Here is a 12,041-nt window from a genome sequence, read left to right as displayed (position 1 = left end):
GTCTGTCACAGAGCCATACCCTTTGAAATGCGAGTAACAAAGAAGTACAGCTGTGAGTGGTTAAGGCAGATTACAACAAGACTTCCTGAGGGAAGCAACCTGAAAATATCTGCCACGAGGCCCGCAAATGCGCGGGCCTCGTCGTTTTTGTAGCTCCGCGCCATCACCGCGCACGGCGCTTTCCTCGCCAATCAACGGGTTTCAGTGGGGTACTCGCGAGAAATGATGTTTCGCGCGCGCAGTGCATTGCGCGAACACGCAACCATAATTATCCGACAAACGGCTAACAGCACTTCCTAGTAAACTCATTTAATCTGTCTCGACAGTAGGCAACATTGCCTAATGAAATAGGCAACACTGCCTAATGCATTCGTGATGCTTTGTCTGCAGTCATAAAAGCGCACTGCAATACGAACACAAAAAATCAGTAGAAAATAAAAAGCGTTACGAAAATACTTTCCGATTTTTTATGACGCAATTCGTTAAGACGTAAATCAAAGCGTAATTTTCTTCATCGCAGTTGATAGCGTCGAAGATGTCAAAACGTAACCTGTGAATGCCGCCGCATTATGCCTTCACTGCCGCATAGGCAGCTCAGAAAAAACAGGGCTATTGTGGGGTATGGTCCGCTTCGTTAACTGCCGCCCCAAGCAGCCCTACTCCACTTCATAACACCAAATCCTACACCCCCACTCACACCCGCCCTACAACCACCTACTCCCCATCCATCCACCCAAACTGAATCTCCTCATTTCCCCCACCCAGCCCCCCAAGCTACCCTTCCCGACAGTTCGCTACCAATTCAGCGACAGGGTTTGGCGACCCGACCAAGCTAAATCTCTCCCCATCGTGATGCAGTCGTTTATCCTGTCGGCTCATCGCGTTATGGCGGTTGTGTGCGGGAGGCCTTCGGGCCTGCCGGGTTTGGAAATAGCTACCGGTTCGCCAACCCACACACAACTGCCACCCATTGTTTGGCGACAATGCGGGGCAGTTCCATCAGCCATTTCCGATGAATGAAGCCATGCAAAATTTCAGCAGCGATCTTCCCTGTACATCCTCCTTCCAAGCCACCCTCTTCCTGCGCCACAGCCGCATGCTGCGCGCCATGTTCACCGAATCCCAAGCCTGGCTCTGTCTCTCGGACCTTGCCCGCCTGATGGGCCAAACCCTGGGCGAGCGTTCGGCACTCAAGCTGGATGCCGATCAGCGTCGGGTTGTCTGGTTGCAGGCCAACGGCAAGTGGCAAAAGCAGTTGATGGTCAGCGAGTCGGGGGCGTTTGCGTTGTTGGTTCATCATTACGTGCCTGAGAATCGGGCGTTGCGGCAGTGGCTGACTCATGAGGTGTTGCCGGTGCTGCATGGGGCGCAGAACGTGACGCTGGATAACCCTAGGCTGAGCCATTTGCACTGGCCGGGCACGTCATTGAGTGTGATGCAGTGGCGTGATGAGCCCTGGATTCGGTTGCGGGATATGCCGAATGTCGCACCGCAGGTTCTACCTTCGCCTGAGCGCGGGTTCTGGCGGAAGGTGATGTCGCATCTAGACGGCAGCCAGAGAGCTTGAGACCGCTGACCAATTAAGGCCGTGTTGCTTACACGACCTTGCTGATCAGCACGTTTTCATCGAACAGACATTACCGAGCCACGAACAGGCAGGTTGGAATATTCGGGGTTTTGCTTCAGAAGAATCCTGGTCGCCTGTTCCTGGCGATCCACTACGCAGATGCGTTCGGTAGGATACGGCACCGTACACTCGCCAAGCGCCAGGAACCCGCAACTCATCACGCCATACAGCGCTGCTGTTGGAGAGGACGACGGACAGCCATAGACCATTTCGCCCAAGTAGTTGATTTCGCCTTGCTTGACGGTAAAACGCAGCGGCTTGGAGTAGGCCCCCATTACACCCCGGCGTGCGCCCATTCTGGACACTTCGTACTCCCCGGCTGGCAGCCAGGCTGAATAGTAATCCTTGGCACCCCAGCCATAATTCTTGCCAGTATTAACATCGCGAAATCCAAGCCAGGTCCCGAAGGCGCCTTCCTGGATAAACGTTCCCACCACCAGACCCGCGTTTTGAGCGGAGTAGACTTTTGAGTCCAGTTTCATCTCGTCGGGCATCGACGCACATCCAGCCAGTGAGCCCACGAAGCACACTGCAAGAAGCTGACGCAGCTTGAGCATTCCTTACTCCAATCGATTAATACTCATACATGCACGAGCGCGCTGGACGGTGACAAGCCTTGTAATTAGCATTGTCGCCCTTTCGTTTACTCGCGTTTCAAGGAGGATACATTGCCATGTCAAACTTTTCTCAACTGCGTGTGCTCGGCGCAGTAACCGCTTTCGCTATTTTGCTGAGCGGATGTGGTATCAACGGCACGTATCCAGACTTCAATGGCCCCGATGCGGCAAAACTGCGCTACATCAGCAAACTGGAAAGCGCCACACTCGACGTGTTCGATACAGAGCATTGCGATGGCCAAACCACTGGCTTGATGAACAACCTGTTTGTAGCCAACACCAGTCGGCGGGCAGGCATGAGTATCCCTCCTCAAGAGGGCATCAAGGCGTATTACGAATTAAAACTAAAACCGGGCCACGAGCTCTTCTTGCGTACCAATACATTAACCACGGGCACGGTATGCGGGACTAGCTTCAACTTCACACCGCAAAGCGGTGCCGAATACGAACTGACCTTCAATTATGCAGGCAATCAGTGCCAAGCCGTGCTCAATCGGCTACATCAGCTCAACGGTACTGTTACGCGCTCGCCGATACCACTGGTGTACAAAGGCTTGCCAAGCTGCACCGGGAGTAATGCAATATTTCCAAAGCCTGTAGAAGCGCAACCTTCCACGCCGGAACGAACAGCCTTGATCGATCAGATCATCAAAGAAAGCCTCACTGAAGAAATGAAGGTCACGGCTGTACCAGCAGACCAACTACCGACAGCCGAAAAACTCGACAAGGCGGTCAATGACCGCAAACAATTCGTGACCATTACTCTCCCGGATGCCTACTGGGCTGAGTATCGCCAGAACGTTCAGACCTTCGCTAACGATGTGAACTCAACCAAAGAGCGTTCGCTAAAGTTTTACAACGACTTTTATCGCACGCAGCTTGAACGGCAGACAACTGAAGACCTGAAAGTCCTTACGCCGGGCAGTAAGACAGCCAATCTCACGAGGTTGCTACTCAGTAACAACGAGATGCTGCAATACTACAACCGCACCACTCGTGAAGTGATGAGGCAAAACCTGAGTGACAACCTGAATCGGATGGCCGATCTGGACAAGCGATATGGCGTGTGCGAACGATTCATCAATTGCTGGAAAAACTGATCGATAAGCAGAGCGCCCCGCATCAGGCGGCGCTCTGCTTATTCATTCTCCTGCATCTTTATCGTCAGAAATAACGCCTTCCCGGATAAATCCGGTCCTACAGAAAGCGCAGTATCAGGACACGGTGAACATTGCTTTCATCGGACCCATTGCCTATATTCCCGCTCGGCGCTATCCACGCCCCCATCCGCGGAAAGGGCTGCGCCCAGGATCTTGCCTCTCGCATTCGTCACTACGACTCCCGACCTTCAAGCGGACAAGGTTTGTGCAAGGAGATCGTATGTCTACTCGTTCTGCGTCATTGTCCAATGACGGTCGTATCAACCTTGAGCAGCAGCGCAAGCGGGCCAAGGAGCTTTTGCAACGGATGAAAAATGGCGCTGCGCCTGATGAGCTTTCGCTGTTTTCACGTAATCATTCCTCCGCGCCTGTGAGCTTGTCCGATGCTCAATGGCTGATTGCCCGGGAGTTGGGTTTCAGCAGTTGGCCCAAGCTCAAGGCGCATGTGGATGCGGTGGATTTTGCGGCGCGGCATCCGGATTTCGAGGCGAGTGATGAGGCGCGGACGGTGCATTGGCGGTGCGGCAATGATATTGCGCACAGCCTGCAACTGGCGGGTTTCAAGGGTTCATTTCGGATGCTGGCGGACCCGCTGTGCATGGGGCCGGTTCAGGATTTGCCTGCCGAGGATTACAAGGCGCTTCGTAGCCGGTTCATCAGCGATGCTTTCGGGATTGATGTGGCCGATGCTGCGCGACGGCTCGACGATGAATACTCGAACCTTACGCAGTTGAGCGACGCCGACCATAGTGTGCTGTGGTGTGAAGCGGATGCTTATGACCAGCTTTTCCTGATCCGGGCGCTGGCGGGGCTTGAGCGTCTGCCGCGCAAGCTTGAGCTGATTGAGGTGGATCGTGTGCCCGGCGTTCAGCGTTTTATCGGTATCGGGCAACTGGCTCCCGATGTGCTTGCCTGGCTTTGGCCGCAGCGCAGGCTGATCGATGAGGACGCGCTGCTGTTGGCGCGTCAGGCGTGGCTGGCTTATTGCGATTCATCTCCCGTCGCGTTGGCGAAACTGGCTCATGAACCGAACGCCGCCCTGCCCTTTCTCGCGCCGGCGCTGTTGCGGCAATTGCAGGAGTTGCCGGGTATTCGCGATGGCTTGTCGCTCACTGAGCGTCTGGCTTTGCAGTGTGTGGACGAGGCTGGGCCGGTGGCATTCGGCAGGGTTTTCGCCGAACTGATGGCCAGGCGCGAACCGCTGCCGTTTCTTGGGGATTTGATGTTTCACGCGATGATGCGACCGCTGATCGATACTCCGCGCCCTTTGCTGATCGAGTCGGAGGTTCATCTGGAATGGCCTCGGCGTCTGTTGACGATTACGCCATTGGGCAAGCAGGTTTTGAGAGGTGAAGCATATTGGCTGGAGCATGCTGCTCATGAGCGTTGGGTCGGTGGTGTCTGCATACGTCCTGGGCAGTCTCATTGGGTGATTGATGAGCAGCTATTGCCGGTTTGGCGTGAACAGGTGACTGGCTTCTCTGAATGAGCAGTGATTGAAACAGGCATCGAACGGCCAGCAGTTGCCACGTCTCGCAGTGCGCGTTAGTCTCCGCGCCGTTCGCTGCAAAATCAGCGGCCGGATTTGACGATCCGATCTATCCAGGCGTATCAGCGTCTCCCCCACTGCCTCAGGCTTACGCTTGAAGTACGTGTTATGGCGGCTGTGCGTCGGAGACCTTCGGGTCTGCCGGTTTCCTGGATACCGGTTCGTCAACCTTCGCACAGCTGCCACCCATTCGTTTGACGACGTTGTTTGGCAGCTTCAATCATCCAGGAGCTACGCCAATGTACCCCCTCAATCCCTCTGCGCCCTGCACAGAACAATTTGAAGCCCTCGTTTTCAACCGCCATCACCGCGCATTGCGTGCCGTCGTGTGTGACGCTCAGGCATGGTTTTGTCTGGCAGACCTTGCGCGGCTGATGGGCAAGAAGCTGGACGAACGCGCCACCCTCAAGCTCGACCCGGATCAACGTCGCACAGCCTGGCTGCAAGCCCATGGCCGTTGGGAAAAGTGCGTGCTGCTCAGTGAATCCGGTGTGTTTGCGATGCTGGTTCACCATTACATCCCAGAAAACCGCGCCCTGCGTCACTGGCTGACTCATGACGTGTTGCCGGTTTTGCATCAGCAACATGCTGTCACGGGCGATCAACCGTGTCTGAATCAGATGCAATGGTTCGGCAATGCCCTGAGCGTATTGCAATGGCGTAACGAATCATGGATTCGGTTTCGGGATATGCCACATGTGGTGATGGAGATCCCGCCGCAGCCCAGGCAAGGAATGTGGCGCAAGGTTTGGGGCGCGTTTGGTAGCTGAAGTGATACAGGCCTTCACGATCAACGGCTTTTGCCTTCACTGCCTTATAGGCAGTGAAGTCGATTGCCGGACGGCGACATTCATCCGGTGATTTTCTGAGCTGCCTATACGGCAGTGAAGACAAACTCATGCGTAGGGGTACTGAGCGCGCATTTCTGAGCTGCCTATACGGCAGTGAAGGACAGCCTGGAGCACGAGCAGCTGATGCTTGATTTCTGAGCTGCCTATACGGCAGTGAAGAAGTGCTGAAGCTTTAGAGAAGCCTGACTGTATTTCTGAGCTGCCTATACGGCAGTGAAGTGCCGCTCTTTTCCATGCTTGCCAGCAGTTGATTTCTGAGCTGCCTATACGGCAGTGAAGTGCCGCAAGCTGGTATTCCGTGTGGGTAATATTTTCTGAGCTGCCTATACGGCAGTGAAGTAGACACTCTGCTCGATAACCCTCCGTTTTCAAAGAAAAATATGCGCCTGAAACCGTTTTACCCCTTTCTTCATCAAGTTTTGTAAGTCATTGATTTTTAAAGAACGAACCTGAGACGAAAAAAAGAGGGTCAAGAAAGGGTTCATTCCTGGCCGTTGTAGACAGGTGTTCAAACACTATGCGACATAGCCGTACCTGTTGATATGTCGCGGCCAAGGCCCCTCCCACGAGAAATCATTGCCCGCGACGGGGCACACTCTTCACTGCGGCATAGGCCACTCAGAAATGCGCCGCTGCTGATATTCGCACTGCCTGCGTCTTGAACCATGCATTTTTCATTGCCCCATCGCGGGCAAGCGCGCTTCTGCGTATTTTCAGAGCGGCATATATGCCTCTTCGCGAATGAATTCGTTCCTGCAATCGTTTGCGAATGGCAAAGTGTTAAAAAACCTGACCAAGTGGTTTATATATTTATCAAGCGTTTTTTATGGCATGACAGGCACAATATTGTAAAAGAATTTGACGGCCATTATTTTGATGTTAATCTCTGCGCGCTTTTTCAGTGGGCCGTTATCTGCCTCGGGAAGTTTCAATACTCCCACCCATTCTGAAAGGCCTCTATCCCGGGTACTGCCAGCGCCTGGATACGAGAGCAGCTACAAGAATTAAAATAAAAACAGTCAGCCAGGTTTTCAGAATATGCGCCGTCAAGAACGCAAAAAATTGCCGCTCCCGTTCATACCCTCCATGCCTTGCGCTTCTCTGCGGGCTGCCTTGTTGCGCTAACTTCAAAAACATCATTGATTCGCTTATGCCTGAGGCCATGCATCTTGTGTCATGCGTTGCCTCACCCGTTGTTGTTCCAGTAGTACTTATAAACAATAAAAAAGGTGCTTAGCACCACAGGGATGTCACACATGACAACAGCTATAAAACAAAGTGCCGAATCCGCTGTATCTATCGTTCAACAGGAAGTCAGAACTTTCCGTTTTGATGACCAACAGTCCAAACTGCTGCATACATTCTCGCAAGAGCTGGCGGCTATTGGCGGGCCGCAAGCTGCGGGCGCAAGGGCCAAGGCTTCTGTCGCGGCCACTGAGTTGAAGTTCTCGATGTCGAAAGAACAATGCGAACTTCTGGGTGCTTATTCCGATGGTCTTATCTCGCTGCTGATATTTGAAGGTTTGCAAAAGATCAGCGATGTCAGCCCTCCCGATGAGTTGCCGGAGCTGGAAGCACTGGAGAATCGAGACGACGTGCTGTGCATGGCCGCACGTAATCAGATCCTGTTGAAGCTTGTGGATAACAGTTCCTTTGCCTATGACATGGACAACGAAGGCAAACTGGTTCGTCTGGTCGCCAACTTCAAAGGCGGTGGCTTGACTAAAATCGAGGCCGAGCCAGAGATAAAGGAACTGAGTTCCCATTCAGGCCTGGCGCTCGGGCCTCATACCGAAGCACCTTACTGGTGTGCCGTGAACGCTCAGGACGGGCATTCGCCTTCACCGTCCTCGCTGATACTGTCAGCCCTCTGGAACCCGAGCCAGGAGCCGACCACCGTCATCCCGCTCCCGCCTGTGCTGGACAAGATCGGTGTAACCCATTGCCTGGCATTGACGACCGGCAGTTTCCAGTTCACTCGCAGCGACTCTTTTGTCAGCGGTAAAGGTGAAGATGGTAAAGGCGTGTCGATTCTGGAGTTCGATAATAAAGTCGGCTTTGCGGCCCGCTTCAATTCATATCGTTTTTCAGTCAATGAAAACGCTTCGCCCTTCGTGAAAAAAGCCTACGCCGCTCTTTGCGACGGTATTAAAGAAAGCACGCCGTATGAGTACGTACTGACTCAGGAGTCGGCCATTATCATCAATAATATTCGGGCCTTGCATTGCCGGGATGTCATCAAGGATAACCGGCGGGTACTGGTCCGTATCTTTGGCATGTCCAAGTTCTCTTCCCCTCTCGTTATTTCAGAGGACCCGCTGTTGCTGCGTGGGTGATTGCGTTGCTCTCGGTTTTGCCGAGATTCTTGAACGGCCAGCCATGCAGATGGCTGGCCTGTATGGGTAATGAGGGAATGTGATGTCTTGGGATTTGATTGGCATGTTGGCGCTCGTGGCTTTTTGCGCCGGTTTTTTTGATGCGATTGCCGGAGGCGGCGGGCTGATAACATTACCGGCACTGTTTCTGGCCGGTGTCGACCCGATCAGTGCAATTGCCACAAACAAGTTCCAGGCGGCTTCGGCAACCATTTCGGCAACGGTCACCTTTGCTCGCAAGGGCATGATCGAATGGCGGGAAGGTCGTTTTCTGGTGCTATGCGGTTTTATTGGCGGTGCCAGTGGTGCGTTACTGGTCAGCTCCATCGACAAGCACTATCTGGAAGTCTGCGTACCGATCATGCTGATTCTGGTTGCGCTTTATTTTGCTTTTTCGCCAAAGATCGGCAATGAAGATCGCCGCAAAAGAATCGGTATTCTATTGTTCTCATTTACCGTTGCGCCTGCCTTGGGTTTTTACGACGGTGTATTTGGCCCTGGTGTCGGTTCGTTCTTCATTGTGGGTTTCGTCCTGCTGTGCGGCCTGGGAATGATGAGAGCAATGAGTTTTACCAAACTGGCCAATGCGTCCTGCAACCTGGGTTCTCTGTCGGTCTTTATCACCAAGGGCGTTATTATCTGGCCGATAGCAATTGCCATGGCCCTGGCGGCCTTCATTGGCGCTCAACTGGGTGCGCGGGCCGCTGTAAAGGTTGGCCCAAAGTTGATCAAACCCATGTTGGTCGTGGTGTGCTGCGCGCTGGCCATTAAACTCTTGAGCGTGGAAACCAACCCGTTGCGCGTTGCATTCATGCACACACTGGCTTCGTTATGATCAATCTGCCGGCGTTAACCCGCGATTCTCGACTTCGGTCCCGGTTGCAGTTCGATGAAACGCCGGCGGGTCCTGCCTGTTATTTTTCACAGGCCTTCGAGGGGTATGAACTTGAAGGTCGAATCCTGTCGAGCACAGCGACGCCAGATGCAATGCCGCAGGTTCTGGCCATTCATGGTGCCCGCTCGGATTACAGCAAACTGAACGGCATTCTGTACCCTTTGCAGGCGTCGGGCGTTGCCAGTTTGAGTTTCAATCTTTCCGGGCACAACACAACAACTGATATCCCGTTAGCAGACACTTCCCTGGCCAATAACCTGCAAGAAGCCTTGCGGTTTGCCGATTGCCTGGGCACAGGTTTCAATACCGTGATCGGCCACAGCATGGGCGGAGCACTGGCCCTGAAAGTGGCTGAAGCCCACAGAACCCGCGTCAAGAAGGTCGTCCTGTTTTGCCCTGCCCTGTATGCAGATGCGGCGTATCAACAACCGTTTGGCGAGCCGTTCAAACGTGCCATTTCGGTCCCCTGTAACTTTCTCGACTCATCGTCGCTTGAGTTCCTGCGCGATTTCGAGGGAGAACTCATGCTGGTAATCGGCGAGTTCGATGGTCTTGAATCCACGGCTTTCGGCAAAGTTGTCGGTACATCGGTGGGGGCAGTGACAATAGATCAGGGCACGCCGCAAGAACGCATCATCAATAGCGCGATTCCTTATGAAGTGATCGAAGCCATTGAAAAGAACCTGCGTCCCCATCAGTTCAAAAAGCATGTTCTGCCCGGATGCGACCATGCTGTTTCGGCCTGGTTTCGCAATAACCCGGAATATGCGCAGCAACTTTCGTTAGAGATTTCAGGCTTCATCAATAGCTGAACTCGCCGACAGAATGCCCACTCGCTCTTTTCGACTGGTCTATCGTTGAACCTGATCGCCCCATGAAGGGACGGCCGTTCAGAACATGGAGAAGTCTATGAAGAAGCTGGTGATGGCGACATTCGCTGCAACTCTACTGCTGGGTAGCGTCACGGCTCCGGCCCTTGCCGAGAGCGAGCTGGAGAAAGGCGTCCGGCACGATGCCCGTGAAGTGGAAAAGGGTGTCAAACATGACGCCGAAGAAGTCGACAAAGGTGCCAAGCACGACGATGAAGAACGCCATAAGGCGGACAAGCATGTCGACAAGGAAGAGAAGAAACTTCTCTGACCTGCCCTGGATATCCAGAACCTGGCCGTCAGCCAAGAACTGACGGCCGGGTAATATTACTCGCCCTTCTCGTCTTTCACTTTCTGCGCCACTTCACCGGCCATGGAAGTTGTCACTACGCCCCCCACACCTGGCACGACTCGCGTGACGGTTTCGTTGACGGAGGTGCTGATAGTGCGGGTGTATTCCTCAATCTGAATGCCGCCACGCATGTGGGCAGAAACCACTTGAGGCGTAAGAACCGTACGGGTGATGGTGGAGCTGATGGTGCGGAACAGGTTGCCCAAGGCTGAAACGATGGAAATGACGGTCAGCGCCGCAAAGGGAATCGAGAGCCACATGATGCTCATCTTGAACAGCGCATTCCGGGTGGTCAGCCCGTTGAGGCTTCGGCAATAGATGATCGCAGCCACCAGATAAGCACTGGCAAGTACGGCAATAGCCAGCGGGTCACGAATATCGAAGGCCAGTCGGGCAAGCAGCAGGCCGTAAATGACCACACTGGTGAGCACATCCGGGATCAGGCTTTTCAGGCCATCCACAGCTTTGGAGATGTTGTAGATCACAAAACCGATCACCACGATCCAGCCAATCACCGGGATGACAGCCAGTGCCATGATCAGCACTGACAACAGCAGGCCACGGATGATGCCGTGATGCAGGTTGTTCTTGATCAGGAAATAGACGAAGTAGCTACAGGAAAACAGCGCAATCAATGCGAATGAAACGCCAGCGGCTTCGGGTTGCAGAAAAAAGCTCAGGCAGCCCACGACGAGCATGAAGGCCAGACACAGGTAACCACTTTGATTCATTGATGTTCGTCCATGACGGAAGCTCTGCGCATCCTGCGAGGTTGGGCCGAGCCGTGATTGAAGTTACAGCGGTATCGGCGTGACATCATTCATCTTTAAAAGTAATCCATCGCTCTCACTTCAACGACGCCTCAAGAAACCCCACCAGCGCCTGCATCCGCGCACTGCGGTGCTTGCGCGAGGGCACCAGCAAAAGAATCGGCGCGCTCTCGAACGACCAGTCCGCCAGTACCCGAACAAGGGCGCCGCTCTGGATGGCATCGTTTACATCCCACTCGGAGCGCAGGACCAACCCTTGATCCTGCTCGGCCCAACGGCGCGCAACGCTGCCATCGTTGCAGAGCATCGCAGGCTCGATACGCAGCGTATGCCGGGCGGTCTGTTTGCGCAGGTGCCAGAGCGTGACGTCTTCTTCGTTCTCGCGAATGCAGATGCAACGATGGTTAGCCAGTTCGGCCGGGCTCTGCGGTACACCGTAAGTTTTCAGGTATTGCGGGCTGGCACACAGCCAACGCTCGTTTTGCACCAGCGTGCGGGCAACCCATGAGCTGTCATTGATGCTGCCGATATGGATCACGGCGTCGCTGTCGTGCCGATCCGGCCAAGGGGTTTCGCGCAGGTCCAGATGCAGGCGCAGCCCTGGGTGCAGCTTCGCAAACCGGGCCAGCAGTGGCGCGATGCGTTGGCGACCGTAGCCGAAGGGCGCGGCGAGTCGCAGGGTGCCGCTCAACTGATCATCGGGCTGCTTGAAAGACTCGGGCAGTGCTTCCAGCCGCTCCAGCAAGGCTGCGCTTTCTTTGGCAAAACGCTCGCCTTCCGCCGTCAGGCTCAGGCGTCGGGCATCCCGATTGGCCAGGTTGGAACCCAGCAAAGCCTCCAGCTTGCGCAAGCGCATGGACAGCGCCGGAGGTGAAACATTGAGGGTTCTGGCGGCTGCGCTCAGGGATTCGGAGCGCGCCAGGGTCACGGCCAGACGCAGATCTTCGATGGTGATCATTCAATTTTACTTAATCAT

At 54.3% G+C, this 12,041-nt stretch carries 11 protein-coding genes and 1 CRISPR repeat array; of the genes, 8 read left to right on the top strand and 3 right to left on the bottom strand.

What is annotated here, in order from left to right:
* Positions 1-1,024: 1,024 nt before the first annotated feature.
* On the top strand, positions 1,025-1,567 hold the full coding sequence (locus Q6A51_RS19005; RefSeq protein WP_304575479.1) for a BRO-N domain-containing protein: 543 nt from the start codon (positions 1,025-1,027) through the stop codon (positions 1,565-1,567).
* Between the two features lie 56 nt (positions 1,568-1,623).
* Here Q6A51_RS19005 and Q6A51_RS19000 read toward each other — a convergent pair whose 3' ends face one another.
* Positions 1,624-2,184, bottom strand: a complete 561-nt coding sequence (locus Q6A51_RS19000) for a hypothetical protein (protein WP_304575478.1) — start codon at positions 2,182-2,184, stop codon at positions 1,624-1,626.
* A 116-nt stretch (positions 2,185-2,300) separates the two neighbouring features.
* On the opposite strand from Q6A51_RS19000, the gene Q6A51_RS18995 reads away from it, so the two are divergent.
* From Q6A51_RS18995 to Q6A51_RS18965, 7 genes are all read left to right on the top strand, one after another.
* Positions 2,301-3,344, top strand: coding sequence for a hypothetical protein (locus Q6A51_RS18995; protein ID WP_304575477.1), 1,044 nt, complete (start codon positions 2,301-2,303; stop codon positions 3,342-3,344).
* A 280-nt stretch (positions 3,345-3,624) separates the two neighbouring features.
* Entirely contained in the window at positions 3,625-4,893 is a 1,269-nt protein-coding gene (locus Q6A51_RS18990; RefSeq protein ID WP_304575476.1) for a DUF1835 domain-containing protein, read from the top strand.
* A gap of 299 nt (positions 4,894-5,192) precedes the next feature.
* Positions 5,193-5,723, top strand: a complete 531-nt coding sequence (locus tag Q6A51_RS18985; protein WP_304575475.1) for a BRO-N domain-containing protein — start codon at positions 5,193-5,195, stop codon at positions 5,721-5,723.
* Between the two features lie 92 nt (positions 5,724-5,815).
* Positions 5,816-6,143: direct repeats of the CRISPR family, unit length 28 nt; unit sequence TTTCTGAGCTGCCTATACGGCAGTGAAG.
* A gap of 917 nt (positions 6,144-7,060) precedes the next feature.
* Positions 7,061-8,140, top strand: a complete 1,080-nt coding sequence (locus tag Q6A51_RS18980; protein ID WP_304575474.1) for a hypothetical protein — start codon at positions 7,061-7,063, stop codon at positions 8,138-8,140.
* An 82-nt stretch (positions 8,141-8,222) separates the two neighbouring features.
* Entirely contained in the window at positions 8,223-9,014 is a 792-nt protein-coding gene (locus tag Q6A51_RS18975) for a TSUP family transporter (protein ID WP_201005904.1), read from the top strand.
* Between the two features lie 152 nt (positions 9,015-9,166).
* Complete coding sequence (locus Q6A51_RS18970; RefSeq protein WP_304575473.1) at positions 9,167-9,886, top strand: alpha/beta fold hydrolase; 720 nt, start codon at positions 9,167-9,169, stop codon at positions 9,884-9,886.
* Positions 9,887-9,983: 97 nt separating this feature from the next.
* Entirely contained in the window at positions 9,984-10,214 is a 231-nt protein-coding gene (locus Q6A51_RS18965) for a hypothetical protein (protein WP_201005909.1), read from the top strand.
* Positions 10,215-10,270: 56 nt separating this feature from the next.
* Here Q6A51_RS18965 and Q6A51_RS18960 read toward each other — a convergent pair whose 3' ends face one another.
* Together Q6A51_RS18960 and Q6A51_RS18955 are read right to left on the bottom strand one after the other, a co-directional pair.
* Positions 10,271-11,026, bottom strand: a complete 756-nt coding sequence (locus Q6A51_RS18960; protein ID WP_304575472.1) for a hypothetical protein — start codon at positions 11,024-11,026, stop codon at positions 10,271-10,273.
* 115 nt (positions 11,027-11,141) lie between these two features.
* Positions 11,142-12,023: a LysR family transcriptional regulator gene (locus Q6A51_RS18955; protein WP_201005911.1), complete on the bottom strand. Its 882-nt coding sequence runs from the start codon at positions 12,021-12,023 to the stop codon at positions 11,142-11,144.
* Positions 12,024-12,041: the final 18 nt, after the last annotated feature.

The organism is Pseudomonas serbiensis (genome assembly GCF_030580745.1).
Classification (GTDB): domain Bacteria; phylum Pseudomonadota; class Gammaproteobacteria; order Pseudomonadales; family Pseudomonadaceae; genus Aquipseudomonas; species Aquipseudomonas serbiensis.
This window is presented reverse-complemented; position numbering and strand designations above follow the sequence as displayed.

Excerpts from the sequence above, each read along its gene's own strand:
- Q6A51_RS18980 (WP_304575474.1), top strand. The coding sequence starts at position 7,061 with ATGACAACAGCTATAAAACAAAGTGCCGAATCCGCTGTATCTATCGTT.
- Q6A51_RS18975 (WP_201005904.1), top strand. The coding sequence starts at position 8,223 with ATGTCTTGGGATTTGATTGGCATGTTGGCGCTCGTGGCTTTTTGCGCC.
- Q6A51_RS19005 (WP_304575479.1), top strand. The coding sequence starts at position 1,025 with ATGCAAAATTTCAGCAGCGATCTTCCCTGTACATCCTCCTTCCAAGCC.
- Q6A51_RS18995 (WP_304575477.1), top strand. The coding sequence starts at position 2,301 with ATGTCAAACTTTTCTCAACTGCGTGTGCTCGGCGCAGTAACCGCTTTC.
- Q6A51_RS18990 (WP_304575476.1), top strand. The coding sequence starts at position 3,625 with ATGTCTACTCGTTCTGCGTCATTGTCCAATGACGGTCGTATCAACCTT.
- Q6A51_RS18985 (WP_304575475.1), top strand. The coding sequence starts at position 5,193 with ATGTACCCCCTCAATCCCTCTGCGCCCTGCACAGAACAATTTGAAGCC.
- Q6A51_RS18960 (WP_304575472.1), bottom strand. The coding sequence starts at position 11,026 with ATGAATCAAAGTGGTTACCTGTGTCTGGCCTTCATGCTCGTCGTGGGC.
- Q6A51_RS18970 (WP_304575473.1), top strand. The coding sequence starts at position 9,167 with ATGCCGCAGGTTCTGGCCATTCATGGTGCCCGCTCGGATTACAGCAAA.
- Q6A51_RS18965 (WP_201005909.1), top strand. The coding sequence starts at position 9,984 with ATGAAGAAGCTGGTGATGGCGACATTCGCTGCAACTCTACTGCTGGGT.
- Q6A51_RS18955 (WP_201005911.1), bottom strand. The coding sequence starts at position 12,023 with ATGATCACCATCGAAGATCTGCGTCTGGCCGTGACCCTGGCGCGCTCC.
- Q6A51_RS19000 (WP_304575478.1), bottom strand. The coding sequence starts at position 2,184 with ATGCTCAAGCTGCGTCAGCTTCTTGCAGTGTGCTTCGTGGGCTCACTG.